General features: G+C 66.2%; 23 protein-coding genes. 18 read left to right on the top strand and 5 right to left on the bottom strand.

The window, feature by feature from the left end:
- The first annotated feature begins 65 nt into the window (after positions 1-65).
- Positions 66-743 carry a PadR family transcriptional regulator gene (locus AYK61_RS04330; RefSeq protein WP_183130401.1) on the top strand — a complete coding sequence of 226 codons (678 nt, stop codon included), beginning with the start codon at positions 66-68 and terminating at the stop codon, positions 741-743.
- Positions 744-806: 63 nt separating this feature from the next.
- Here AYK61_RS04330 and AYK61_RS04325 read toward each other — a convergent pair whose 3' ends face one another.
- A complete protein-coding gene (locus AYK61_RS04325; protein ID WP_121869940.1) occupies positions 807-2,027 on the bottom strand; it encodes an IS110 family transposase in 1,221 nt (406 codons plus the stop codon).
- Between the two features lie 307 nt (positions 2,028-2,334).
- Here AYK61_RS04325 and fmt point away from each other — a divergent pair, with 307 nt between their 5' ends.
- Together fmt and AYK61_RS04315 are read left to right on the top strand one after the other, a co-directional pair.
- Positions 2,335-3,258 carry a methionyl-tRNA formyltransferase gene (gene fmt, locus AYK61_RS04320; RefSeq protein WP_121869939.1) on the top strand — a complete coding sequence of 308 codons (924 nt, stop codon included), beginning with the start codon at positions 2,335-2,337 and terminating at the stop codon, positions 3,256-3,258.
- Complete coding sequence (locus AYK61_RS04315) at positions 3,255-4,724, top strand: RsmB/NOP family class I SAM-dependent RNA methyltransferase (RefSeq protein ID WP_259467928.1); 1,470 nt, start codon at positions 3,255-3,257, stop codon at positions 4,722-4,724. Before fmt ends, AYK61_RS04315 begins: the two co-directional genes overlap by 4 nt.
- A 17-nt stretch (positions 4,725-4,741) precedes the next feature.
- Here AYK61_RS04315 and AYK61_RS04310 read toward each other — a convergent pair whose 3' ends face one another.
- Complete coding sequence (locus tag AYK61_RS04310) at positions 4,742-5,131, bottom strand: MmcQ/YjbR family DNA-binding protein (RefSeq protein ID WP_121869937.1); 390 nt, start codon at positions 5,129-5,131, stop codon at positions 4,742-4,744.
- Between the two features lie 35 nt (positions 5,132-5,166).
- Between AYK61_RS04310 and rpe the strand changes: the two genes are divergently transcribed.
- From rpe to ppc, 15 genes are all read left to right on the top strand, one after another.
- A complete protein-coding gene (rpe, locus tag AYK61_RS04305; protein ID WP_121869936.1) occupies positions 5,167-5,841 on the top strand; it encodes a ribulose-phosphate 3-epimerase in 675 nt (224 codons plus the stop codon).
- Positions 5,841-6,872 (top strand): bifunctional diaminohydroxyphosphoribosylaminopyrimidine deaminase/5-amino-6-(5-phosphoribosylamino)uracil reductase RibD, encoded by a 1,032-nt coding sequence (ribD, locus tag AYK61_RS04300; protein WP_121869935.1) that lies wholly within the window; start codon positions 5,841-5,843, stop codon positions 6,870-6,872. Before rpe ends, ribD begins: the two co-directional genes overlap by 1 nt.
- A complete protein-coding gene (locus AYK61_RS04295; protein WP_121869934.1) occupies positions 6,873-7,484 on the top strand; it encodes a riboflavin synthase in 612 nt (203 codons plus the stop codon).
- An 86-nt stretch (positions 7,485-7,570) separates the two neighbouring features.
- A complete protein-coding gene (locus AYK61_RS04290) occupies positions 7,571-8,824 on the top strand; it encodes a bifunctional 3,4-dihydroxy-2-butanone-4-phosphate synthase/GTP cyclohydrolase II (protein ID WP_121872430.1) in 1,254 nt (417 codons plus the stop codon).
- Positions 8,821-9,318: a 6,7-dimethyl-8-ribityllumazine synthase gene (gene ribH / locus AYK61_RS04285; protein ID WP_121869933.1), complete on the top strand. Its 498-nt coding sequence runs from the start codon at positions 8,821-8,823 to the stop codon at positions 9,316-9,318. The genes AYK61_RS04290 and ribH overlap by 4 nt, the downstream gene beginning before the upstream one ends.
- 29 nt (positions 9,319-9,347) lie before the next feature.
- Positions 9,348-9,806, top strand: coding sequence for a PH domain-containing protein (locus tag AYK61_RS04280; RefSeq protein WP_121872429.1), 459 nt, complete (start codon positions 9,348-9,350; stop codon positions 9,804-9,806).
- A 71-nt stretch (positions 9,807-9,877) separates the two neighbouring features.
- Complete coding sequence (gene uvrC, locus AYK61_RS04275) at positions 9,878-11,968, top strand: excinuclease ABC subunit UvrC (protein ID WP_121872427.1); 2,091 nt, start codon at positions 9,878-9,880, stop codon at positions 11,966-11,968.
- 83 nt (positions 11,969-12,051) lie between these two features.
- Complete coding sequence (rapZ, locus tag AYK61_RS04270) at positions 12,052-12,918, top strand: RNase adapter RapZ (RefSeq protein WP_121872428.1); 867 nt, start codon at positions 12,052-12,054, stop codon at positions 12,916-12,918.
- A complete protein-coding gene (gene yvcK / locus AYK61_RS04265) occupies positions 12,915-13,940 on the top strand; it encodes a uridine diphosphate-N-acetylglucosamine-binding protein YvcK (protein ID WP_121869932.1) in 1,026 nt (341 codons plus the stop codon). Before rapZ ends, yvcK begins: the two co-directional genes overlap by 4 nt.
- On the top strand, positions 13,931-14,914 hold the full coding sequence (gene whiA / locus AYK61_RS04260; RefSeq protein WP_068050529.1) for a DNA-binding protein WhiA: 984 nt from the start codon (positions 13,931-13,933) through the stop codon (positions 14,912-14,914). The genes yvcK and whiA overlap by 10 nt, the downstream gene beginning before the upstream one ends.
- Before the next feature lie 120 nt (positions 14,915-15,034).
- The gene (gene gap / locus AYK61_RS04255; RefSeq protein WP_121869931.1) at positions 15,035-16,054 is read left to right on the top strand and encodes a type I glyceraldehyde-3-phosphate dehydrogenase; all 1,020 of its coding nucleotides are present in this window, start codon (positions 15,035-15,037) and stop codon (positions 16,052-16,054) included.
- Positions 16,055-16,059: 5 nt separating this feature from the next.
- A complete protein-coding gene (locus AYK61_RS04250) occupies positions 16,060-17,271 on the top strand; it encodes a phosphoglycerate kinase (RefSeq protein WP_121869930.1) in 1,212 nt (403 codons plus the stop codon).
- A 3-nt stretch (positions 17,272-17,274) separates the two neighbouring features.
- On the top strand, positions 17,275-18,060 hold the full coding sequence (tpiA, locus tag AYK61_RS04245; RefSeq protein ID WP_121869929.1) for a triose-phosphate isomerase: 786 nt from the start codon (positions 17,275-17,277) through the stop codon (positions 18,058-18,060).
- Between the two features lie 118 nt (positions 18,061-18,178).
- Complete coding sequence (gene secG, locus AYK61_RS04240) at positions 18,179-18,412, top strand: preprotein translocase subunit SecG (protein ID WP_068050526.1); 234 nt, start codon at positions 18,179-18,181, stop codon at positions 18,410-18,412.
- Positions 18,413-18,463: 51 nt separating this feature from the next.
- Positions 18,464-21,295, top strand: a complete 2,832-nt coding sequence (ppc, locus tag AYK61_RS04235) for a phosphoenolpyruvate carboxylase (RefSeq protein ID WP_121869928.1) — start codon at positions 18,464-18,466, stop codon at positions 21,293-21,295.
- Between the two features lie 236 nt (positions 21,296-21,531).
- Here the strand turns inward: ppc and pgl are convergent, their stop codons facing one another.
- The 3 genes from pgl to zwf are packed head-to-tail and all read right to left on the bottom strand — an operon-like array spanning position 21,532 to position 24,732.
- On the bottom strand, positions 21,532-22,278 hold the full coding sequence (gene pgl, locus AYK61_RS04230; RefSeq protein ID WP_121869927.1) for a 6-phosphogluconolactonase: 747 nt from the start codon (positions 22,276-22,278) through the stop codon (positions 21,532-21,534).
- On the bottom strand, positions 22,271-23,179 hold the full coding sequence (gene opcA, locus AYK61_RS04225) for a glucose-6-phosphate dehydrogenase assembly protein OpcA (RefSeq protein WP_183130148.1): 909 nt from the start codon (positions 23,177-23,179) through the stop codon (positions 22,271-22,273). The genes pgl and opcA overlap by 8 nt, the downstream gene beginning before the upstream one ends.
- A complete protein-coding gene (zwf, locus tag AYK61_RS04220) occupies positions 23,176-24,732 on the bottom strand; it encodes a glucose-6-phosphate dehydrogenase (RefSeq protein ID WP_094615170.1) in 1,557 nt (518 codons plus the stop codon). Before zwf ends, opcA begins: the two co-directional genes overlap by 4 nt.
- Between the last annotated feature and the right edge of the window lies 1 nt (position 24,733).

Raw genomic sequence — 24,733 nt, 5'->3', positions numbered from 1 at the left:
ACATGAACCACCCATTCGAAGCATTCGCGAACGAATTCGGACGCCGCGCAGTCGCAGGTCGACAGATGCGAGGCGCGCCATTTCAGATGTGGGTCGCGCAGAGCGACGATCACGGCCCGACGGACGACCACGGTCCGCGAGAGCGAGGTCGTGGAAGGAGAGGCCACGGCGAACGGAGTAGGCACGGCTTCGGCCCCGGCGGTTTCGGGCCGAATGCAGATTTCGGTCGAGGCCGGGGTCGGGGAGGACGAGGGCGACGCGGGGACGTGCGCGCTGCAATCCTGCTACTGCTCGAGGAACGTCCGATGCACGGATACGAACTGATCCAGCAGATCGCCGAGAAGAGCAACGGCACCTGGAAGCCGAGTCCGGGCTCCATCTACCCGGCCCTGTCGCAACTCGAAGACGAGGGCCTGGTCCTGATCGACAAGGTTGCCGGCCGCAAGACGGCTGCGCTGACCGACGAGGGGCGAACACACGTCGAGGCTCATCGCGCCGACCTGGGGAGCCCTTGGGACGACGTGGCAGGGTCCGTCGGTGTCGACGCCCGGGATCTTCGGGCGCTCATCGGCCAGTTGATGGGCGCAGCCGGTCAGGTCGCCGGAGTCGGCACACCGAAACAGGTGGAGCAGGCCGCCGACATCCTCACCGAAGCACGCAGGTCGCTGTACCGGATCCTTGCCGACGACGCGCCGACCGATCGAGATCCCGACGACACGGTCGACGCCCCCGACGCGACGTGATCGGCTGGTGCGGAATCGTCCGCAGCGCTCGCGACTCCCTAGACATCCCAGGTCCGTAACTTGTCAAGCTGCGGCTGGTTGTTGCCCGGTGCGGTGTGCCCAAGCGGTGTGTTCGTCGTATTCGGTGTGGTGACGTAGGCACCCGTGCAGGAGCCCGACAAGTCTGTTGCCGAGTGCGCGGAGCGCTTGGTGGTGGAGGTCTCCGGCAGCGCGGTGGTGGTCGTAGAACGCGCGTGCGCCCGGACTCTGGTTGAGGGCGCAGAACGCCCACTGGTCGATGGCATCGTAGAGCCGCCGGTTGCGGATATGACGAGCCAGTACGGCCCGCTTCTTGCCCGACGCAACTGTCAGGGGTGACGTACCGGCGTAATTCTTGCGAGACTTGGCGTTGGTGTAGCGGGCGACGTCGTCGCCGAATTCACCGAGCACCCGGGCGCCGAGGATGACACCGATTCCTGGCAGGGAGAGGTAGATAGCGGCGTCCGGGTGTGTTTCAAAATGGCGGGTCAGTTGGGCTTCGAGGTCGACGATCTGACGGTTCAACTCCGCGATCAGCGCCACCGCCGAGCGGGTGGTGGCGGCGAACGCAGCGGCAACAGGAGGTGGTGCCGTGAGATGGTCGGTACGCAATGCAACGCGAATTTCTTCAGCGCGTGATTCGATATTGCGTTGTCTCCCAGCTTTTTTCAGGATCGATCGGATCGTCGCTGCGCTCAGGTGAGATGCTTCGGCGGGCGAGGCGGCACGCGAGAGCACCGCGACGGCGTCGCCGTGATGAAGACTGTCGAAGGCCTCGAGTGCGGCGGGGTAGTACTCGCGCAAGGACGAGCGCAACGCGTTGGTCTGCCGGTTACGGGACCAGATCAGATTCTGATGTCCGCGGGCCAATACTTTGATCGCCTCGGCCGAGGTCGAGTCGCCGGCGATGGTGCGGTGGTTGTGCCTGTCGGTGCGCACGAGGTCGGCCAAGAGTTTGGCGTCGCCGGCGTCGGATTTTGCACCCGAGACATGGTGGCGGTCTCGGTAGCGCGCAGCAGCGAGCGGATTGACCGCGTACACGGTGTATCCGGCCGCGGCCAGAGCAGACACCCACAAGCCGCGATCGGTCTCGATGCCGACGACGACCTCGGCGGGCGCCTGGGCGTACGAGGCAATCACATCGTGAAACCCACTGATACCCGCCAGTCCTTCGGGTAATCGGCGTGAGGTCAACCGTTTCCCGTCGGCGTCCATCACGTGGATGTCGTGGTGATCCTCCGCCCAGTCGTCTCCAACAAAAATCATTCGGTTCTCCTGTTCGCGCTCGATCGGACACTGTCGGCGAGCCTCGAGGGATCCGGACGGCGACCTAATGGATCAGTGCTCTGGTGGCACGACACCCCATCAGCATTCTGGGAACCCTCGCCGACCGGTGGGGACACGATCTAGGGTTAGGAGTCGATCCACACTCCAGGTTGAAATAGTGCTCACCCACCAGCGGCTCGGTGACCAGCGTTGTCCGGTTGCTCCAGTTCCAGCCGGAGACTCGCCGATCAAGTCCCATTAGGATGAACACCCGAGATCCTTTCGTCCATCCCAGGGAGTTGCTCGAGTGCGCGTCGTCTTTGCCGGTACACCGGAGCCCGCGGTCCCGTCGCTGCAGCGACTGCTGGAGTCCGAACGCCACGAGGTGATCGCGGTGGTGACCCGCCCCGACGCCGCAGCCGGTAGGGGTCGCAAGACGATGCGGTCGCCGGTCGGGCAGCTGGCCGACGAGCACGGAATACCTGTGTTCACACCCGCGAAGCCCTCGGATCCGGATTTCGTCTCACAGCTGACCGAACTCGCGCCCGACGTGTGTCCGGTCGTTGCATACGGGGCACTGCTGCCGCAGCCGGTGCTCGACATCCCTCGCTTCGGCTGGATCAATCTGCACTTCTCGCTGCTGCCCGCGTGGCGAGGCGCCGCGCCGGTACAGGCCGCCATCGCCGCAGGCGAGGAGATCACCGGTGCCTCCACCTTCCTGCTCGACGCGGGAATGGACACCGGACCGGTCCTCGGCGTCGTCACCGAGCGGGTGCGGGCAACCGATACGACGGGGGACCTGCTCACCCGTCTGGCGTCGAGCGGAGCGGACCTACTGGCCGCCACCCTCGACGCGATCGAGGACGGGACGGCATCCGCGCATCCGCAGCCCGAGGACGGGATCTCCTACGCGAGCAAGGTGAGCGTCGACGCCGCGCGCATCGACTGGACTCGATCGGCAGCATTCGTCGACCGGCACATCAGATCGGTCACCCCCGCACCGGGCGCATGGACGACGATCGGTGAACTCCGCGTCAAGATCGCCCCGGTTCGGATCTCGGAGGAGACGCTCGCTCCGGGCCGGATCGAGGTTCGCAAGTCCGGCGTGCACGTCGGAACAGGCACGACCGCAGTGGTTCTCGGCGATGTTCAACCGCAGGGCAAGAAGCTCATGAAGGCACTCGACTGGGCGCGCGGCGCTCGGCTGGACGATACGGCGGTAGCGCGATGACAGAACCCGACAGGCCTCGTAAGCGCGAGTCGAGCCCACCGCGCAAGCACGTCAAGAAGTCGCCGGGAGCTCGCGGCCCGAAGGGAAACCGGCCCCCACAGGGAGCAGGACCCCGCGGCGTCGACGCGATCGACCCGGCCCGCCGTGCCGCCCGGGACGTCCTGAAGGCGGTGCGTGAACGGGATGCCTACGCCAATCTGGTGCTCCCCGGCCTGCTGCGAGAGCGCAAACTGGACTCGCGCGACGCGGCACTGGCCACCGAACTCGCCTACGGTGCGTCCCGGGCGCGTGGTGTGCTCGACGCGGTGATCGCCCATGCTGCCGGTCGGCCTGCCGCCGAGATCGACGGGCCGCTGCTCGACATTCTGCGGCTCGGCTCCTACCAACTGCTCCGCACCCGAGTGGCACCGCACGCGGCCGTCGCCACGTCGGTGGATCTGGCGCGATCCGAATTCGGTACGGGCAAGGCAGGTTTCGTCAATGCGGTGCTACGGCGCGTGTCCGAGCGTACGGCGGCGCAGTGGGTGGACGAGCTCGCGCCCGAGACGGCGGTCGATCCTGTCGGCCATCTCGCTTTCGAGTACGCCCACCCCAAGTGGATCGCGCAGGCCTTCGCCGATGCGCTCGGTGCCGATGCCGGTGAACTCGCTGCGGTGCTCGAGGCCGACGACGCGCGTCCCTCGGTACACCTGGTGGCCCGACCCGGCGAGATCTCCGCGGAAGAGCTGGCGCTGATCACCGGGGGAGAAGAGGGACCCTATTCGCCCTACGCAGTGCTCCTCGACGGCGGAGATCCCGGCAAGATCGACGCCGTCCGGGACGGACTGGCCGGGGTGCAGGACGAAGGCAGTCAACTCGTCGGCCGGGCGCTCACCCTCGCGCCGCTCGTCGGCGAGGACGGTGGCCGGTGGCTGGACCTGTGCGCCGGACCGGGCGGTAAAGCTGCCCTGATCGGTGCCATCGCCGAAATCGACGGTGCCACGGTCGACGCCGTCGAACCGACTCCGCACCGAGCCGACCTGGTGTCCAAGACGACGAAGGATCTCCCGGTGACGGTGTACACCGTCGACGGTCGAGCGTCCGGACTCGACGGCGGCTACGACCGCGTGCTCGTCGACGCGCCGTGCACCGGGCTCGGTGCCCTGCGCCGCAGGCCGGAGGCCCGGTGGCGTCGTCAACCCTCCGATGTGGCGGCACTGGTGACCTTGCAGAAGGAACTTCTGGCCGCGGCGATCGAGCTGGTACGCCCGGGCGGAGTGGTGCTGTATTCGACCTGCTCGCCGCACCTGTCCGAAACCACCGCCGTCGTCGCCGACGCGGTCCGTCGCTACGGCGTCGAACAGCTCGATACCCGCGAGCTGGTTCCCGGAGTGCCGCAACTCGGCGACGGTACGTCGGTGCAACTGTGGCCGCATCGACACGGCACGGATGCAATGTTCATGGCGGCGCTGCGTAAACCGATGTGACCGGGAAGGCGGCAGAATCAGTCGCCGGCCAGGAATGCCTCGGCCACGTCTCTCGGGGCGTAGACCAGCCAACCGTCGATGATCAGTTCTCGCAGTTCGTCGTCCTCGGTGTTGTCGATGTCGACCAGAACGGCAGCGAACCCGTCGAAATGCGAGATGGTGAAGCACGCCCGCGGGTGGGCGGCGAGGATGGCTTCCTTCTCGTTGAGGTCAGCGGTGCGGACGGCGAGGATCGGCCCGCTGGGCGGGATCTCGTCGCCGAACCGCTTCAGATCGGCCTTGCTGAACGGACGAATCCACGCGAACACGTTCTTGCCCACCGACCACGCCGGATGGCCGTACCGAACACTCTCGGTGACCTCGGGCAACTCGGCGATCACCGCCGTCACGGAATCCATGGTGGTCATGGGCGAACGATACCGCTGGGCTAGGCTCGTCAATCGTGGTTTCCCCGATGATTGCCCCCTCGATCCTGTCCGCAGATTTCGCGCGTCTGGCTGCCGAAGCCGATGCCGTGTCCGGAGCCGACTGGCTGCACGTCGACGTCATGGACGCGCACTTCGTACCCAACCTCACCCTGGGGCTGCCGGTCGTGGAGAGCTTGCTGAAGGCGACGAACATTCCGATCGACTGCCACCTGATGATCGAGGACCCGGCCCGCTGGGCGCCGCCGTACGCCGAGGCGGGTGCGTACAACGTCACCTTCCACGCCGAGGCAACCGACGACCCGTCCGCCGTCGCACGAGACATCCGGGCCGCGGGAGCCAAAGCCGGACTGTCCGTCAAGCCGGGAACACCCATCGAGCCGTACCTCGAGATCCTGCGCGACTTCGACACGTTGCTGGTGATGAGTGTGGAGCCGGGATTCGGCGGACAGTCGTTCATGCCGGAGGTACTCGCGAAAGCGAAAGCCGTTCGAGCACTTATCGATTCCGGTGATCTGCGACTGATCGTGGAAATCGACGGTGGCATCAACTCCGACACGATCGAGCAGGCCGCAGAGGCGGGAATCGACTGCTTCGTCGCCGGCTCGGCCGTCTACAACACCGCCGATCCCGCAGCTGCTGTGCGCGACCTACGCGACCGAGCCGCCCGCGCATCACACCACCTGTCGTAATGAACGGCCAGGGCGCAGCACTGTCCATCGCGGACGCCATGGCCCTCGCCGTCGAGGCATCCGAGTCCGCGCGGGGCATCAGCAGTCCCAATCCTGCTGTCGGCGCTGTCGTTCTCGATGCCAGTGGCGTCGTCGTCGGTATCGGCTCGACGCGTCCGCCCGGCGGTCCACACGCCGAGATCGTCGCGCTGGCCGAGGCCGGTGACCGCGCGCGCGGCGGCACCGCGGTGGTGACCCTCGAACCCTGCAACCACACCGGCCGCACAGGACCGTGCTCACAGGCCCTGATCGACGCGGGCATCGCCGCGGTCGTGCATGCCGTCGCCGATCCGAATCCGCTCGCATCGGGCGGCGGGGCCGCCCTGCGTGCGGCGGGCATTCGCGTCGAACAGGGGATCGGCGAGACCGCGGTGCGGCAGGGGCCACTGCGCGCCTGGTTGCACAAGCAACGCACCGGTCGGCCGCACGTGACGTGGAAATATGCCGCCACCCTCGACGGACGCAGCGCTGCGGCGGACGGCACGAGTCAGTGGATCACCGGACCGCAGGCCCGGGCGCACGTCCACGCCGAGCGAGCCAAGCTCGACGCCATCGTCGTCGGAACCGGCACCGTGCTGGCCGACGACCCGCGACTGACCGCGCGACGTCCCGACGGAACCCTTGCGCCTCACCAACCCGTGCGCGTCGTCGTCGGATCGCGGCAGATTGCGGCCACTGCGGCAATACGTGGGTCCGACGCACCCACGGTGTTCCTCGACACACACGACCCCGCGGCCGTGCTCGACGCCCTGAACGAGCACACCGACATCCAGATCGAGGGCGGTCCGACGTTGGCCGGCGCATTCCTCGCTGCGGGATTGGTGGACCGCGTCGTGGCGTACGTCGCACCGGCGGTGTTGGGCAGCGGCCCCGCAGCGGTGGAGAATGCGGGCATCGGAACAATTGCCGACGCAATTCGGTTCCGCACGGAGACAGTCACCATGATCGGCAACGACATTCTGATCGGCGTCGTGCCCGAAGGAGCGAAGTAGATGTTCACCGGAATTGTCGAAGAGCTCGGCGAGATCGTCGCCAAGGACGAACTGCCCGACGCCGCGCGGTTCACCGTTCGGGGCCCCGTGGTGACCTCCGATGCAGGCCACGGCGACTCCATCGCGGTGAACGGCGTCTGCTTGACCGTCGTCGAGGTGCTGCCCGACGGCGGATTCACCGCCGACGTCATGCAGGAAACGCTGAACCGTTCCAGCCTCGGTGCCCTCGACGTGGGCAGCCGCGTCAACCTCGAGCGGGCCGCCGCGCTCGGCAGCCGCCTCGGCGGGCACCTCGTGCAGGGGCACGTGGACGGCACCGGAACGATCATCGGCAGATCCCCGTCCGAGAACTGGACCGTCGTGCGCATCGCACTGCCCACCTCGGTCGCGCGCTACGTCGTGGAGAAGGGCTCGATCACCGTCGACGGAGTCTCGCTCACCGTCTCCGGACTCGGCGTCGCCGACGGAGCGCACTGGTTCGAGATCTCCCTGATCCCCACCACCCTCGACCTGACCACTCTCGGCACGGCCGAGGTCGGATCGACGGTCAACCTCGAAGTCGACGTCATCGCCAAGTACGTGGAGCGGCTGCAGACGATCGACGCACAGTAAGTACTGTTGACGTGCACGCAATCGATGGTGCATCGGAGAATTTCCAGGGCGCTGAGCCAGGCCCGAGACGTATGGAGCACACCGTGGTGACCAGGTTCGACAGTATCGAGCGCGCAGTTGCGGACATCGCTGCGGGTAAAGCAGTGGTGGTCGTCGACGACGAGGACCGCGAGAACGAAGGCGACCTCATCTTCGCCGCCGAGAAGGCCACCCCGGAACTGGTCGCCTTCATGGTCCGCTACACCTCCGGCTATCTCTGCGTTCCACTCTCCGGTGAGGACTGCGACCGGCTCGGCCTGCCGCCGATGTTCGCCACCAATCAGGACAAGCACGGAACCGCGTACACCGTCACCGTCGACGCCCGCGAAGGCATCGGCACCGGAATCTCGGCCTCCGACCGGGCGGCCACGATGCGACTGCTCGCCGACCCCGACACCGGAGCCAACGACTTCACCCGTCCGGGCCACGTCGTACCGCTGCGCGCCAAGGACGGCGGAGTGCTGCGTCGCCCCGGCCACACCGAAGCCGCCGTCGACCTCGCCCGTATGGCAGACCTGCGGCCCGCAGGCGTCATCTGCGAAATCGTCAGCCAGAAAGACGAAGGCGCGATGGCCCAGACCGACGAACTGCGCGTCTTCGCCGACGAACACGACCTCGCCCTCATCTCCATCGCCGACCTCATCGCCTGGCGTCGCAAGCACGAGAAGCACGTCGTTCGCGTCGCCGACGCCCGAATCCCCACCGGCCACGGCACCTTCCGCGCCGTCGGCTACCAGAGCATCTACGACGAGGTCGAACACGTCGCGCTCGTCCGCGGCGACATCGCGGGCCCCGACGGAGACGGCAACGACGTGCTCGTTCGAGTGCACTCCGAATGCCTCACCGGCGACGTGTTCGGATCACTGCGCTGCGACTGTGGACCTCAGCTGGACGCGGCCCTGGAAATGGTCGCCGCCGAGGAACGCGGCATCGTGCTGTACATGCGCGGACACGAAGGGCGCGGCATCGGTCTGCTGCACAAGCTCCAGGCCTACCAACTCCAGGACGCAGGCTCCGACACCGTCGACGCCAACCTGCAGCTCGGCCTCCCCGCCGACTCCCGCGACTACGGAATCGGCGCACAGATCCTCGTCGACCTCGGCGTCTCCTCGATGCGGCTGCTGACCAACAACCCTGCCAAGCGAGTGGGACTCGACGGCTACGGCCTGCACGTCACCGAACGAGTACCGATGCCGTTGCGCGCCAACGCCGAAAACCTCACCTACCTGCGCACCAAACGCGACCGCATGGGCCACGACCTGACCGGGTTGGATGACTTCGAAAACGGGGCCACCTCATGAGCGGCGAAGGCGAACCCACCCTGCAGCTCGCGGGCGCGAGTGATCTCAAGCTGGCGATCGTCGCGGGTCAGTGGCACGAGAAGATCTCCCAGGCGCTCCTCGACGGTGCACTCCGCAAAGCCGAGTCGGCGGGGATTCAGGACGTCACGGTCATCCGGGTGGCCGGAGCCATCGAACTGCCGGTCGTCGCGCAGGCGCTGGCCCGCAACCACGATGCCGTCGTCGCTCTCGGCGTCGTCATCCGCGGGGGCACACCGCACTTCGAGTACGTGTGCGACGCCGTGACGGCAGGACTGACGCGAGTCTCGCTCGACGAGGGCACTCCGGTCACCAACGGCGTGCTCACCACCAACGACGAGCAGCAGGCGCTCGATCGCGCCGGACTTCCCGGTTCGTTCGAGGACAAGGGTGCGCAGGCCACCGCGGCCGCGATCGACACGGCGCTGACTCTCAAACATTTGCGCCAACCCTGGACGAATCAGGAGTTCACGTGACCGCCACCGCACCGTCCGCCGAGTGGGACATGGTGGTGAAGTCGCGCAAGTCGGCTCGCTATGCCATCGCGACGGCGGTACTGCTCGTGGTGGCGCACTCCACCGTCGCCGTCCTGCTGCGAGTGTCGCCGACCGGGGTGTACTTCAGAACCGCCGACCAACTTGCGATGGCGGGCATCGGACTTCTGCTCGGAGGCCTCGCGCTCGTGCTGACCCGGCCGCGCATTCGCGTCGGGCCGGCCGGTGTCGCGGTACGGAACCTGTTGTCGGAGCGTCTGATCGAGTGGGATCTGGTGCATGGGCTGTCTTTCCCGGACGGAGCGATGTGGGCCAGGGTCGACATCCCCGACGACGAGTTCATCAACGTGATGGCCATCCAGTCCAACGATCGTGACCATGCGGTCGCGGCGGTACGACGGTTCCGCACCCTCGAACGCAAATACGCACCCGCCGCCTCCGTTCCGGACGTCGCGGTCGATCAGGACTGACGTCGTACCTCCGCACCGCAGCTGAGCTGCGGATGCGGAGAACGTCGGACCCGACGGCTAACGTGGATGTCGTGTCCGACCCCGCTACCTACCGCCCGGCCACCGGAACCATCCCGGTGGAGCCGGGGGTGTACAAATTTCGCGATCCGCACGGTCGCGTCGTCTACGTAGGAAAGGCCAAAAGCCTCCGCAGTCGGCTCAATTCCTACTTCGCCGACGTCGCCTCGCTGCATCCACGTACTCGCCAGATGGTCACCACCGCAGCGTCGGTGGAGTGGACCGTGGTGACCACCGAAGTCGAGGCCCTGCAGCTCGAGTACAACTGGATCAAGGAATTCGATCCACGGTTCAACGTCCGCTACCGCGACGACAAGAGCTATCCGATGCTGGCGGTGACGATGAACGAGGAATACCCGCGGTTGTTCGTCTACCGCGGACCCAGGCGCAAGGGCGTGCGCTACTTCGGCCCGTACGCGCACGCGTGGGCCATTCGCGAGACGCTGGACCTACTGCTGCGAGTGTTTCCCGCGCGCACGTGCTCGACCGGAGTGCTCAAGCGCCACAATCAGATCGGCAGGCCCTGCCTGCTGGGCTACATCGACAAGTGCTCGGCACCGTGCGTCGGCCGGGTCAGCGCCGACGAGCATCGCGCCACCGTCGAGGATTTCTGTGACTTCTTGGCCGGAAAGACGGACAAGCTCGTTCGTCAGCTCGAGAAGAAGATGCAGGCTGCATCCGAGGACCTGGATTTCGAGACCGCCGCACGTCTTCGAGACGACGTCGGTGCGCTGCGTCGGGCATTGGAGAAGCAGGCGGTGGTGCTCGGCGACGGCACCGACGCCGATCTCGTCGCCTTCGCCACCGATGCCCTCGAAGCTGCCGTCCAGGTCTTCCACGTCCGAGGCGGCCGCGTGCGCGGGCAACGCGGCTGGGTGGTGGAAAAGGCGGGAGAGGTGATCGAACGTCAGGACGAGGCCGATCTGCCCGCCCTGGTGGAGCAGTTTCTGACGCAGTTCTACGGCGAGCAGGCTGCCCTGTCCGCCCAGGCACCGGGCGGCGACGACGGTGGTTCCAATGCCGTTCCGAGGGAAGTGCTGGTTCCGGTCCTGCCGGACAACGCCGACGAGGTACAGGTCTGGCTCAGTGAACTCCGGGGCTCGAACGTGACCCTGCGGGTTCCCCAGCGCGGCGACAAGAAGGCATTGGCCGAGACCGTCGAACGCAACGCCAAGGAGGCCCTGCAGCAGCACAAGCTCAAGCGCGCGGGCGACTTCACATCGAGATCGGCTGCGCTGCAGGGCATTCAGGAGGCACTCGATCTGGATTCCGCACCACTGCGCATCGAGTGCATCGACATCTCCCACGTGCAGGGAACCGATGTGGTGGCCTCGCTCGTCGTCTTCGAGGACGGATTGCCCCGCAAGAGCGACTACCGCCACTACGCGATCAAGGAAGCGGCAGGCGACGGACACTCGGACGACGTGGCGAGCATCGCCGAGGTGACCCGTCGCCGATTCCTACGACACTCCGCGGACGGTTCGGCCGAGGGGACCGGGGGCGATCTGGCCCCGGAAGCCGCGTTGGATCCGCAGACCGGCAGACCGCGCAGATTCGCGTATCCACCCAACCTGTTCGTCGTCGACGGCGGTGCCCCTCAGGTGGCCGCTGCCGCGGCGGTACTGGACGAACTCGGCGTGACCGACGTTGCCGTGGTCGGTCTGGCCAAGCGGCTCGAGGAGGTATGGGTACCGGGGGAGGAGGATCCGGTCATCCTGCCGCGTACGAGCGAGTCGCTCTACCTGCTGCAACGGGTCCGCGACGAAGCACACCGGTTCGCGATCACGTTCCATCGCAGCAAGCGGTCGCGGCGGATGACGGCGTCTGCTCTCGATTCGGTTCGCGGACTCGGCGAGTCGCGTCGAACGGCGCTGGTGGCACACTTCGGTTCGGTCGCCAACCTCAAGCGTGCGACGGTCGCGGAGATCGTCGAAGTTCCCGGGATCGGAGAGACCACGGCCAAGTCGGTGCTGGCCGCGCTGGGTTCCGACACGGACGACGCCGATCTAGGCGATGATGGCACCGCAACTGCAACGACATCGGGCGAGAACACGGCGGAACATGCGATCGCACCGCGTGTGGAATCGGCGGGACAGGCTTCGTAGTGAGCGAACACCAGACACAGAGACATCCACCGTCCGAAGAGCACCTCGAACAGCCCTCCGCGGGGGAGTCGCGGCACGACGAGATCGAAGTGGCGTTGGTCACCGGCGTTTCCGGTGCAGGACTGCGCACTGCGGCCAAGATTCTCGAGGACCTCGGCTGGTACGTCGCCGACAACCTACCGCCGGAGCTCATCTCCAAGATGGTCGATCTCGGACTCGAGTCCAATCCCAGAATCGAGCGACTGGCACTGGTCATGGACGTTCGAAGCCGCCTGTTCACCGGCGATCTGGGCTGGGTCGTGAAAGAACTCGACTCCAAGGGCGTGCGCAACAGAGTGCTCTTCCTCGACGCGTCCGACGCCGTGCTGATCCGTCGATTCGAGTCCAACCGGCGCAGCCATCCCCTGCAGAACGACGGTCAGGACGGAACGTTGACCGAGGGCATCACCGCCGAGCGGTTGCGACTCGCCCAGGTCAAGGCGGCTGCGGATCTGACGGTGGACACCACATCCCTGTCCGTGCATCAGCTGCGGCGCAAGATCGAGACGGTGTTCGGTGACGCCGACACCACCGGCGTCGGCGTCACCGTGCAGTCGTTCGGCTTCAAGTACGGCCTGCCGATGGACGCCGACCTGGTCTGCGACGTGCGCTTTCTGCCCAATCCGCATTGGGTGCCCGAGCTGCGCGAACACACCGGCCAGGACGCGGACGTCCGCGATTACGTGCTGGGGCAGGACGGGGCACGCGACTACCTGCAGACATACACGCATCTGCTGAATCTGACGATCGAGGGATACGTGCGGGAAGGCAAGAGATACATGACGGTGGCCGTGGGCTGCACCGGAGGAAAGCACCGAAGTGTCGCGATGACCGAGGCACTGGCCGCGATTCTCGCCGATCAGGGTGATGTGTCGGTGCGCGTGCTGCATCGGGATCTGGGTCGCGAATGAGCGAGGTCGACACCGAAGTACCGGTATCGGGCCCCAAAATAGTTGCGCTCGGCGGCGGTCACGGCCTGTACGCCACGCTGTCGGCGGCCCGGTTGCTCGGTCACGACGTCACCGCCATCGTCACGGTCGCCGACGACGGAGGATCCTCGGGGCGTCTGCGAGCCGAGCTCGGCGTCATTCCGCCCGGGGACCTACGCATGGCACTGGCCGCGCTGGCACGCTCGGACGAGCGAACGCAGCTCTGGACCGACGTGCTGCAGCACCGCTTCGGTGGCACGGGCGCTCTGGCCGGTCACTCGGTGGGCAACCTCATCCTCGCCGGCCTCACCGAGGTACTGGGCGACCCGATCGCCGCACTGGACGAGATGGTGCGGATGCTCGGAATCGACGGACGAGTGCTTCCGATGTCGCCGATCGCACTCGACATCGAGGCCGACGTCTCCGGTCTCGAGGACGACCCACGCGTGAGCCGCGTCATTCGCGGACAGGTCGCGGTGGCGACCACTCCCGGCAAGGTTCGCCGCGTTCGACTGCTGCCACCCGAACCGCCGGCCTCCGCGGATGCACTCGCCGCGATCGAGAAGGCCGACCTCGTGGTGCTCGGACCGGGATCGTGGTTCTCCAGCGTCATCCCGCACGTGCTGGTGCCGGATCAGCTCACCGCGCTGGCTCGCACCCGCGCGCCGAAGGTACTGGTGTTGAACCTGGCCCCAGAACTGGGGGAGACCACCGGATTCTCCGCCGAGCGCCATGTCCACGTACTCTCCCAACACGCACCGGATTTGGGAATCGACTACGTGTTGGTCGATTCCGCCTCGGTCCCGGAAGGCAGCAACCGCGAGCACGTGGCGCGGGCAGCGGCCCGGCTCGGTGCCGAGGTCGTCTACGTCGACGTTGCCGAAAACGGCACCCACGCACATCATTACGGCAAGCTTGCCGCGGCTCTCGGCTCCATCGTGTCGTCCACCGACGGCACCGCACCGACTGCCGCACGCAGAGAGGGGATCACTTCGTGGCCATGACAGCGGAGGTCAAGGACGAGCTGAGCAGGCTCACCGTCAGTCAGGTCAGTTGCCGCAAGGCCGAGGTGTCCGCACTGCTGCGATTCGCCGGCGGACTGCACATCGTGGCGGGCCGAGTGGTGGTCGAGGCGGAGGTGGACCTCGGGTCCATTGCGAGACGGCTGCGTCGGGAGATCTTCGAGCTGTACGGCTACTCCTCCGACGTGCACATGCTCGGAGCAGGCGGGCTTCGCAAGACCTCTCGCTACGTGGTGCGCGTCGCCAAGGACGGCGAGGCGCTGGCGCGGCAGACCGGTCTGTTGGACCTGCGCGGACGGCCTGTTCGCGGGCTGCCCGCGCAGGTCGTCGGCGGCACGGTGGGGGACTCCGAGGCCGCATGGCGTGGCGCGTTCCTGGCGCACGGTTCGCTCACCGAACCGGGTCGATCCTCGGCTCTGGAGATCAGCTGCCCCGGACCGGAGGCTGCGCTCGCGCTCGTCGGAGCCGCTCGACGCCTCGGAGTGGCCGCCAAGGCACGCGAGGTCCGCGGCACCGATCGAGTAGTGGTCCGTGACGGCGAGGCGATCGGGGCACTGCTCACCCGCATGGGGGCACAGGACACCCGGTTGATCTGGGAAGAACGACGCATGCGACGCGAGGTCAGGGCCACCGCGAACCGGCTCGCCAACTTCGACGACGCCAACCTGCGCCGCTCGGCCAGGGCCGCCGTGGCCGCCGCAGCACGCGTCGAGCGGGCCCTGCACATCCTCGGCGAGGACGTACCGGATCATCTGGCCGCCGCGGGCTCGCTCCGAGTCCAGCATCGGCAGGCCTCACTCGAGGAACTCGGCCAGTTGGCCGACCCACCGATGACCAAGGACGCTGTAGCAGGCCGAATCAGGCGCCTGCTGTCCATGGCAGACCGCAAGGCCAAGGAAACCGGAATTCCGGACACCGAGTCCGCGGTCACCGCCGAACTGCTCGACGAGGCGTGACCGGCCCGATCACGTGATGCGCGCGCTCTGCCTGCGCGCACACTAGGGTGGGAACCGCGTGTGGCACCCCGCACGCAGGCACAATCAGACATCTGTTTTCACAACTTTTAGGAGCGAACAGTGACGATCCGGGTAGGCGTCAACGGCTTCGGCCGCATCGGGCGTAACTTCTTCAGGGCTGTCGATGCGCAGAAGGCGCTCGGTACCACCGACATCGAAATCGTTGCTGTCAACGACCTGACCGACAACGCATCGCTCGCACACCTGCTCAAGTACGACTCGATCCTGGGTCGCTTGTCGCACGACGTCTCGCTCGAGGGCGAGGACACCATCGTCGTCGGTGGCCAGAAGATCAAGGCGCTGTCGCTGCGCGAGGGCCCGTCCGCACTTCCGTGGGGTGACCTGGGGGTCGACGTCGTCGTCGAGTCCACCGGTATCTTCACCGACGCTGCGAAGGCCCAGGGCCACATCGACGCCGGTGCCAAGAAGGTCATCATCTCCGCGCCCGCCAAGGGCGAGGACATCACCATCGTGATGGGCGTCAACGACGACAAGTACGACGGCAGCCAGAACATCATCTCCAACGCGTCGTGCACCACCAACTGCCTCGGCCCCATCGCCAAGGTTCTCGACGACGAGTTCGGCATCGTCTCGGGTCTGATGACCACGATTCACGCGTACACGCAGGATCAGAACCTGCAGGACGGCCCGCACAGCGATATGCGTCGCGCCCGTGCTGCAGCTCTCAACGTCGTCCCGACCGGTACCGGTGCAGCCAAGGCAATCGGCCTGGTTCTCCCGCAGCTGCTCGGCAAGCTCGACGGCTACGCGCTGCGGGTTCCGATCCCGACCGGCTCGGTCACCGACCTCACCGCGCTGCTGAAGAAGTCGGCCTCCGCCGAGGACATCAACGCTGCGATGAAGGCTGCTGCCGAGGGTCCGCTGAAGGGCATCCTGAAGTACAACACCGATCCCATCGTGTCCTCGGACATCGTCACCGACCCGCACTCGTCGATCTTCGATGCGCCGCTGACGAAGGTCATCGACGACCAGGTCAAGATCGTCTCCTGGTACGACAACGAGTGGGGCTACTCCAACCGCCTCGCCGACCTCATCGGTCTCGTCGGCAAGTCCCTCTGACACCGATGGCTGTCAAGACACTGCAGGATCTGCTCGATGCCGGTGTCGAAGGCCGTGGCGTCCTCGTGCGATCGGACTTCAATGTCCCGCTCGAGGACGGCACGATCACCGATCCCGGCCGTATCCAGGCGTCGATCCCGACTCTTCGGGCACTGGTCGAGGCTGGTGCCAAGGTCATCGTCACCGCGCACCTCGGTCGTCCCGACGGCAAGCCCGACGCGAAGTACAGCCTGGCTCCGGTCGCAGCGAAACTGGGCGAGCTGCTGGGACGCCACGTTCAGCTCGCGGGCGACGTTGTGGGTCAGGACGCCGAGGCTCGCGCCGAGGGTCTGACCGACGGCGACGTACTGCTGCTCGAGAACATTCGCTTCGATCCGCGGGAGACCAGCAAGGACGAGTCCGAGCGAGCTGCACTGGCCCGTGAACTCGTTGCTCTGGCCGGCGACGACGCGGCGTTCGTCTCCGACGGATTCGGCGTCGTGCACCGCAAGCAGGCGTCGGTCTACGACGTGGCGCAGTTGCTGCCCCACTATGCGGGCACACTCGTCGCTGCCGAGGTCGAGGTGCTGGCCAAGCTGACCGAGGACGCCGCGCGTCCGTACGCGGTGGTGCTCGGCGGCTCCAAGGTCTCGGACAAGCTCGGCGTCATCGAGGCGTTGGCCCCCAAGGTCGACACCCTCGTCATCGGCGGCGGCATGGCATTCACGTTCCTTGCCGCGCAAGGATATTCGGTCGGGAACTCGCTGCTGCAGGAGGATCAGATCGAGGTCTGCAAGGACCTGCTCGAGCGTTTCGGCGACGTGATCCACCTGCCCGTCGACATCGTCGTAGGGGACAAGTTCGCGGCGGACGCCGAGGCGAAGACCGTGAAGGCGTCCGAGATTCCGGACGGCTGGATGGGCCTGGACATCGGACCCGACTCGGTCAGTCGTTTCGCCGTGGTTCTCTCCAACGCCAAGACCGTCTTCTGGAACGGACCGGCCGGCGTGTTCGAGTTCGACAAGTTCTCGGCCGGCACCAAGGGCATCGCCGAAGCGATCATCGGAGCCACCGAGAAGGGCGCCTTCAGCGTCGTCGGCGGCGGCGACTCCGCGGCTGCGGTACGCACCCTCGGACTGCCCGACGACGGCTTCTCGCACATCTCCACCGGCGGCGGTGCATCCCTCGAATACCTCGAAGGCAAGCAGCTCCCCGGCCTATCCGTCCTGGAGGCGTAACGCATGGCACGTAAGCCGCTCATCGCGGGCAACTGGAAGATGAACCTCAACCACCTCGAGGCAATCTCGCTGGTGCAGAAGATCGCTTTCTCGTTGCCCGAGAAGTACTTCGACAAGGTCGACGTGACGGTGATCCCGCCGTTCACCGACATCCGTAGCGTGCAGACCCTGGTCGAGGGTGACAAACTGCTGCTCACCTATGGTGCGCAGGACGTCTCGTCCGAGGACAAGGGTGCCTTCACCGGCGAGATCAGCGGGTCGATGCTGGCCAAGCTGGGATGCACCTTCGTCGTCGTCGGTCACTCCGAGCGACGCACGCTGCACAGCGAGGACGACGCAGTCGTGCTCGCCAAGACGAAGGCGGCCCTGAAGAACGGGCTCACCCCGATCGTGTGTATCGGAGAGGGTCTGAACATCCGTGAGGCCGGCGAGCACGTGGCCTACAACGTCGCACAGCTTCGTGGGTCACTCGACGGACTGTCGGCCGAGGACATCTCCAAGATCGTGATCGCCTACGAGCCGGTGTGGGCAATCGGAACCGGCCGAGTCGCGTCGGCGTCGGACGCTCAGGAAGTGTGCGGCGCCATCCGTGCGGAACTGAAGTCGCTCTCCTCGGACGAGGTCGCCGCGGGCGTGCGCGTGCTGTACGGCGGATCGGTCAATGCGAAGAACGTCGGCGAGATCGTCGGTCAGCCCGACGTCGACGGCGCACTGGTCGGCGGCGCTTCGCTCAAGGCCGACGAGTTCGCCACGTTGTCGGCCATCGCTGCAGGTGGACCCCTGCCCTGATCGGCCATCGGCAACGCTGCAACAAACGGCTTCGGACACCTCGCGTCGGCGGGGTGTCCGAAGCCGTTCGCGGGGCCAGGTAGGCTGCTGAAGGCATCGAATCGAGTTTGAGGTGGACATGGATCTGTTTCTGGATATTCTGCTGGTCGTCACCAGCCTGGCGCTGATCTTGCTGATCCTGCTGCATCGCGGCAAGGGCGGCGGATTGTCCAGCCTGTTCGGTGGCGGAGTGCAGTCCAGCCTCTCCGGTTCCACCGTCGTCGAGAAGAACCTCGATCGCCTCACGGTCTTCACCGGCATCATCTGGCTCATCGCCATCCTCGGTATCGGTCTGGAGATCAAGTACACCTGATCGAATTCGGCTCCGAGTGCGAGTTGGTGACGGAGCGACGATACTGGGTGGATGAGCGAATCCTCCTACGAGTCAGTCGGTTCCCCAGCTTTCGTCCCACCGACAGCTCAGGGTCGGGAGTTGACAGAGCCTCTCCGTGAGGACATCCGCTATCTCGGCGGCATCCTGGGTGAGATCATCCGCGAGCACGAGGGCGAGGACGTCTTCGACCTCATCGAGGCAGCGCGTGTCGAGTCCTTCGCAGTTCGCAGATCCGAGATCGAGCGGGACGATTCGGTCGGACGCTACACCGATGTGGAAGTGGCACAGGCAGTTCCACTCATTCGCGCGTTCAGCCACTTCTCGCTTCTTGCCAATCTTGCCGAAGATCTGCACCGCGAACGTCGTCGCGCGATTCACCTCGACCGCGAGGACCCGCCGCAGGACAGCAGTCTCGACGCCACCTGGCTCAAGATCGATGCCGCGGCACCGTCGCGCGAGCAGGTGGCCGCCGCGCTGACGGATGCGTTGGTGGCACCGGTGATCACCGCGCACCCCACCGAGACACGTCGACGCACCGTGTTCGACGTGCAGTCGAAGATCACCGAGCTGATGCGTCGCCGCGATGTCGCCGCTGCGGCGGTCGAGGGCAAGGCCGCCAGTGCGGCGAAGGAACTGGCCGCCATCGATGTGCAGATCCGCAGGCAAGTGCTGACCCTGTGGGAGACAGCTCTGATTCGATTGTCTCGTCTGCGAATTCAGGATGAGATCGAGGTCGGCCTCCGCTACTTCGAGTCGTCTCTCTTCGACGTCATGCCAGCCCTCAACGCGGATGTGCGTGCGGCACTGCGCGCACGGTGGCCCGAGGACGACCTGCTGCCTAGGCCGATTCTGCGCCCCGGATCGTGGATCGGCGGCGACCGTGACGGCAATCCGAACGTGACCGCCGACGTGGTGCACACGGCGACACATCAGGCCGGATACGTCGCGTTCGAGCACTACCTCGACGAGCTGGTCGCCTTGGAGAAGGAACTGTCGATGTCCGCGCGCCTGGTGGACGTCACCGAGGATCTCGCCGCCCTGGCCGGCGCATCGGCCGAACCGGACGATCGCCGGTCGGACGAACCGTATCGGGTCGCGGTCGTCGGCATCCGGGCCCGGCTCACTGCCACCGCCGAGGCGGTACTCGACGCGGTGCCGGTATCCGGGGTGGACCTCGGGGCGCAGCAGTACGACGGCCCGCAGGACATCCTCGACGACCTCGACATCATCGACCGGGCGTTGCGAGCGGACGGTGATGCGTTGATCGCCGACGATCGACTGCTGCGGCTCCGACAGTCGGTCGAGACGTTCGGCTTCCATCTGCAGGCCTTGGACATGCGGCAGAACTCCGAGACCCACGAAGAGGTGGTCGCCGAGCTGCTGGCCTGGGCCGGTGTTCACTCCGACTACATGTCCCTCGGAGAGGACGAGCGGGTGTCGGTGCTGTCGCAGGAACTTGCGACCAGGCGGCCGCTCGTCGGCCCCAACGCGCAGCTCAGTGAGCTCGCCACCAAGGAACTGGGCATTGTCAGGGCCGCCAAGGAGGCCATCGACCACCTGGGCCCCGACACCATCCAGAACTACATCATCAGCATGTGTCAGTCGGTCAGTGACATGCTCGAAGCGGCGTTGCTGCTCAAGGAAGCGGGCATCTTCGACCCGGGCACCGACGGCTCGGCGCCCACGTCGACGGTGGGTGTCGTTCCGCTGTTCGAGACCATCGAGGATCTTCAGCAAGGTGCCGCGACCTTGCTCGCCACGCTCGACGTTCCGATCTATCGCGCGCTGGTGGCCGGGCGCGGCATGAATCAGGAAGTCATGCTCGGGTATTCGGACTCGAACAAGGACGGCGGGTATCTGGCAGCGAACTGGGCGCTGTACCGCGCCGAGCTGGATCTGCTCGAGGCCTCACGCAAGACGGGTATTCGCCTGCGGCTCTTCCACGGACGCGGCGGCACCGTCGGCCGCGGCGGCGGTCCCAGCTACGACGCGATCCTGGCGCAGCCGCCGGGCGTGGTGCAGGGGTCGCTGCGGCTGACCGAACAGGGCGAGATCATCGCGGCGAAGTACGCCGAGCCGTCCATGGCGCGTCGCAATCTCGAGTCTCTGGTCGCGGGAACGCTCGAATCGACTCTGCTGGACGTGGAGGGTCTCGGGGACGGCGCAGAAGCCGCGTACGACATTCTCGACGACCTGGCCGCCAAGGCACGTGCTGCATACGGACGCCTGGTGCACGAGGAGCCCGGTTTCGTCGAGTACTTCCGCACGTCGACGCCGGTCGCCGAGGTGGGCGAGCTGAACATCGGCTCGCGTCCCGCATCGAGGAAGCCGACGAACTCGGTCTACGACCTGCGAGCCATCCCGTGGGTGATGTCGTGGAGTCAGTGCCGCGTCATGCTGCCCGGGTGGTACGGCACCGGATCGGCGTTCGAGGAGTGGGTCGGCGACGACGATGCCAAGCTCGAGGTGCTGACCGACCTGTATCGAAAGTGGCCGTTCTTCCAGACCGTTCTGTCCAACCTCGCGCAGGTCATGGCCAAGTCGGATCTGGGCATCGCGGCTCGGTACGCGGAGTTGGTTCCCGACGCAGACCTGCGTGCGCGGATCTTCGGCATGATCGAGGCCGAACACGCAACGACTGTGCGGATGTACCTGAAGATCACCGGTCACAGTCGCCTGCTCGAAGACAACCCGTCGCTCGAACGCTCCGTGCACAATCGGTTCCCGTACCTCGAGCCGCTCAACCAGATGCAGGTGGAGATGCTCAGGCGCTACCGAAACGGTGACGACGACGAACGCGTCAAGCGAGGAATCCTGCTGACGATGAACGGTCTCGCGACGGCACTGCGCAACAGCGGCTAGCCTCGCGCACAAGGGGCGAGGAACCGGCTGGCGGTCGATCGCGTCCAACGAGGTATGAGGCAGTGCAGCAACTCGATGGACACCTGGCGAAACGGATCCGCCTACCGCGCGAACGGTAGGCGGATCGGACGATCAGACATCCAGTGCGAGCCTCATGCCGTCGAGAACGACGGCGAACCTCGGGAACGCGACTTCGGGGCCGAACCCAGTTAGCTCGGCACCTGTCGGGTCCGAGGTCAGACAGTGTCCAGCTTGGACGCTGCGCCGGAGTCGAGGAACCAAACCGTCGATTCGGTGCCCAGCGCGCCGGCCGACGGGACGTCGTCGGAATCGGCCCCGCCCACCGCAGCAGCGACGGCATCGGCCTTGTTCGCTCCCGAGACGAGCAGCCACACGTGCTGTGCGCGGCGAACCGCAGGCAGCGTCAGTGTGATGCGCACCGGCGGGGGCTTGGGGGAGTCCTCGACCGCCACGACGAAGCGGTGCTGCTCGCGCACTGCATCGGTGTGGGGGAAGAGCGAATTGATGTGGCCTTCGCCGCCCATTCCGAGGAGATGGACGTCGAATTGGGGAGTCGGCTCACCTTCGGATCCGGAATGCAGGATCTGCGCATACGTTGCCGCAGCCACCTCGGGGTCGCTCCCGTGCGGTCCGTCGGATGCTGCCATCCGAAACACCCGATCCGGATGGACCTCGACGTGGTCGAGCAGCGCCTGCGAGGCTTGAACCTCGTTGCGCTCGGGATCGCCCGAGGGCAGGAAGCGTTCGTCGCCGAAATAGATGTCGACTCTGCCCCAGTCGATCGAGCCGGAGTCCGTGCGTAGCGCCTCCAGCAGCGCGATTCCGGTGCCACCGCCGGTCAGCACCACCGACGCGGAGCCTCGCTCGGCCTGCGCGGCTGTGACCACGTCGACGAAGCGCGATCGTGCTGCGTCGACCAGGGCCTGCGCGTCCAAGTACTGAAGTACAGAGGTCTTACTCATAGCTCACTTTCGACAGTCCGTGCAGGGCGAGTTCGTAGATCTCGTCCGTGTCGAGTCTGCGCAGTTCCTCGGCGAGGCACTCGCGCGTGTTACGACGCGCCAGTGCGACTTCGGCGTCGGGCTGACCGGTACGCCGCAGGGTCGCGGTCTTACCCGTCTGCGGTCGCGTCAGCGAAATGCTGCTGTTCTCTCGGATCAGCTCCACCTTCAGCTCACCCGCCCGGCGGTAGACCGGCACGTCCAGTTTCGCGGCCAGCCAACCGGCCAGGATGTCGAGTGCGGGCTCCTCGGCCAGTCCCGACACCGTGGCCGAGACGACGGCCTCGAACGGAGCCTGGTCGAGCGCGGTGGCCAACAGGCCGCGCCAGTAGGTGATGCGACTCCAGGAGAGATCGGTGTCGCCCTCGGTATAGCTGCTCAGCCGTCCCTTGATCGTCGCGGTGGTGTCGGGGGAGTTGGTGGCATCGGTGATCCGTCGAATTGCCAAGCGTCCAAGCGGATCCTTCGCCGGAACGGTCGGAGCTTCGTCCGGCCACCAGGCGACGATCGGGGTATCGGGAAGCAGGAACGGGATGACGACACTGTGCTCGTGATCGGCGAGTTCGCCGTTCAGGCGCAACACGACGACCTCCGATGCACCGGCGTCGCCGCCCACCCGGATCTGGGCGTCGAGGCTCGAATCGGCTGATCGGTCTCCGTGGATGAGCACGATGACGCGGCACGGATGCTCACGGCTCGCCTCGTTCGCTGCGTCGATCGCTCGTTCGGCCTTGGCCGGATCACGGCTGGCGACGATCAGTGTCAGCACCCGGCCGATGGTCACCGCACCGCCTGCCTCGCGCACCTCCACCAGCTTCTTGCCGACCTCGGCCGTCGTCGTGGCGGGAATGTCGACAATCACGGTCTTCTCCATTCGCGTCCGGTGCGGTGCATCATCTCGTCACCCGAGGAAGGCCCCCAGGTACCGGCTTCGTACGGTTCCGCGGTGCCGCCGGAAGCCCAGAATTCCAGAATCGGATCGAGGATCTTCCACGACAGTTCCACTTCGGCATTGACCGGGAACAACGACGGCTCCCCGAGCAGCACGTCGAGGATGAGGCGCTCGTATGCCTCCGGAGAGGATTCGGTGAACGCCTGGCCGTAGCTGAAGTCCATGCTGACGTCACGCACCTGCATGCTCGATCCCGGCACCTTGGAGCCGAATCGCATCGTCACGCCCTCATCGGGCTGGACTCGGATCACCAACGCATTCTGACCGAGTTCCTCGGTCATCGTGGCGTCGAACGGCAGGTGTGGAGCGCGCTTGAACACCATCGCGATCTCGGTGACTCGGCGCCCGAGTGCCTTGCCGGTACGGAGATAGAACGGCACCCCACCCCAACGCCGCGTGTCCACCTCGAGGGTGATGGCGGCGTAGGTCTCGGTGTTCGACTCCGAGTCGAACCCCTCTTCCTCCTTGAGCCCCTTCACTTTCTGGCTGCCCTGCCAGCCCGCGGAGTACTGACCGCGCGCCGAGGTTCGATCGAGTGGCTCGGCAAGTTTGGTCGCCGAGAGCACCTTGATCTTCTCCGATTGCAGCTCCTTGGGGTTGAAGCTGACCGGCTCCTCCATCGCAGTGATGGCGAGAAGCTGCAGAAGGTGGTTCTGGATGACGTCGCGGGCGGCGCCGATTCCGTCGTAATAGCCTGCGCGACCGCCCAATCCGATGTCCTCGGCCATCGTGATCTGAACGTGGTCGACGTAGTGCGCATTCCAGATCGGATCGAACAGCTGGTTGGCGAAGCGCAGTGCCAGGATGTTCTGCACCGTCTCTTTGCCGAGATAGTGGTCGATACGAAACACGGTGTCCTCGGGGAACACTCGGTTCACGACCGCGTTGAGCTCTTTCGCGCTCTGCAGATCGTGTCCGAACGGCTTCTCGATGACCACGCGTCGCCAATTGCCGTCCTTGCTCTGCGCCAGTCCCGAGCGCGAGAGCTGCTCGAGGACGACGGGGAACGCGCTGGGCGGGATGGACAGATAGAAGGCGTGATTTCCGCCGGTGCCGCGGGTCTCGTCGAGCTCGGTCAGTGTTCGTGACAGCTCGTCGAAGGCGTCGTCGTCGTCGAAGGAGCCTTGGACGAACCGGAATCCCTCGGCGAGGGTGTTCCACACCTCCTCGCTGAACGGTGTCCGAGCATGATCGCGCACGGAGTCGTGCACGATCTTGGCGAAGTCCTGGTTCTGCCATTCCCGCCGGGCAAATCCGACCAGAGCGAAACCGGGGGGTAGAAGCCCCCGGTTCGCCAGGTCGTACACCGCAGGCATGAGCTTCTTACGCGCGAGATCGCCGGTCACTCCGAAGATGACCATGCTGCACGGGCCCGCGATACGGGGGAGCCGCTTGTCTCGCGCGTCGCGGAGAGGGTTGAGCCAGTCCGCGGAATGGAGAGGTTCGGTTTCTGCGGTGGGCACA

Origin of the sequence: Rhodococcus sp. SBT000017 (assembly GCF_003688915.1) — a bacterium.
Taxonomy (GTDB): domain Bacteria; phylum Actinomycetota; class Actinomycetes; order Mycobacteriales; family Mycobacteriaceae; genus Rhodococcoides.
The sequence above is the reverse complement of the archived record's forward strand: the minus strand, read 5'-3'. Positions and strand labels throughout refer to the sequence as shown.